Annotated in this window: 1 protein-coding gene; it reads right to left on the bottom strand. The window is 53.4% G+C overall.

All coding sequences use genetic code 11. The features are described 5' to 3' along the window. Positions 1–67 precede the first annotated feature (67 nt). On the bottom strand, positions 68–1,645 hold a 1,578-nt coding region (aslA, locus tag RTW80_RS24920), incomplete at its 5' end, for an arylsulfatase AslA (RefSeq protein ID WP_312720742.1).

The following is a 1,645-nucleotide window of genomic DNA, read 5'->3' as shown; positions in this document are numbered from 1 at the left end:
TCTGTAGGCTGGATAAGATGCGTCAGCATCGCATCCGGCAAAGGCAGATCTCAGCGATAGCGCCGGCTTAGTCAGATTTAATCTGCGCGCGTGGTGGATATTTTTTCAGGATCTCCATATACGCGTGCATTTCGGTCTGTAGCGGTACACCCATCGGAATATGGCGCACGCCGATGGAGTCGCTTTCCTGCGGATCGGTGTAGAGGTTAAACACCGACGATCCCGCCGTTTGCATTACTGTGCCGGTGAATCCACCCTGATATCCGCTCTGGGTATAAGCGTAAGGTTGCTGAATCAGGACGTGATACTTGAACTCATCCATACGCACAGCAGCGAGTTTACCGTTGAGGAAGTAGTGCTCGGCCTTACGGTTAGACTGACCATTTGTTCCCAGGAAGAAGGATGTCTGGTCCACACCATCGATAAAGGTGGTTTTCGGCACTAAATTCGCCACTTTCGCTCCAGGATGCCCTGCCAGATCCAGCGCGGTAGGGAAGAGATCTGCCAGATCGACAATACCGTCAGATTTACGCGGTTGGATCATCCCTTTCCAGTAAACGAAAGTCGGTACGCGAACGCCGCCTTCCCAGGTCGAACCTTTCGCACCACGGAACGGGGTGCGTCCGTGCGGCGGTACTTCGGCTTCCGGTCCGTTATCGGAGGTAAAGACGATCAGCGTGTTATCAAGCTGACCGTTTTTCTCCAGTGTTTTATACAGATTAGCGAACACATCGTTCATCTCCACCATGCAGTCGCCATACGAGGTGCGTGCCGGAGAGCTACCCGCATATTTCGCATTTGGGTAGTTATCGAAGTGGCAGCCACGAGTGCCGTAGTAGAGGAAGAATGGTTTATCGCTCTTCGCCATCTTGTCGAGGAACTTAACGCCATAGTCCATCCAGCGTTGATCCAGATCTTCCATATATTTCGGCGTAATGTCGGCAATGGCCTGTTGTTCGCCGCCGCGCACCGCATGAACGTCATCTTTGCTGAACGGTAATTGCTTGATGTATTCAGAACGGTCCGGACTCAGGGCCACTTCCGGATTGACGTGAACGTCGCGCCATTCGGTGTACATATCAGACACCGAGTTAAAGCCACGGAAATCATCAAAGCCAACGTTCTGCGGCTGCGACTCTTTGTTTTCCCCCATATGCCATTTTCCGATGGCCTGAGTGACGTAGCCCTGATCGTGCAGCAACTGCGGCAGCGTGGTTAACCCTTGCAGCCCGCCCGGTTGCCCGTACATTGGCGGCATCAGAATGCCGTGGTGGATGGAGTATTGTCCGGTGAGAATGGTGGCGCGGGTTGGGGAAGAGCTTGGTTGAGAATACGCCGAAGTTAAAATCAGCCCCTGGCTGGCAACGGCGTCGATATCTGGTGTAGGGTTACCCACCGCCACGCCGCCACCGTTAAAACCGACGTCCATCCAGCCCACATCGTCCAGCAAGAAAACAACCACATTCGGTTTCTTACCGGTTTTTTTCTCAAGTTCTGCCAGCTTCTGCTGGGTTTCTTTATCCTGCGCCGGATGCTGCATTACTGGCATCATATTGTCGGCAATAGTGGTCGCCGGTTTAACCAGATACTGGTTTGGGTGATCGTATCCGGCAAAGCCTTTGCGTGCGGTGGCAGTTGACGGGGT

This window comes from Escherichia sp. AM3 (assembly GCF_032029835.1).
Taxonomy (GTDB): Bacteria; Pseudomonadota; Gammaproteobacteria; order Enterobacterales; family Enterobacteriaceae; genus Escherichia; species Escherichia coli.
Note: the sequence above shows the minus strand (reverse complement) of the source record. Positions and strands in the feature narration are given on the sequence as shown.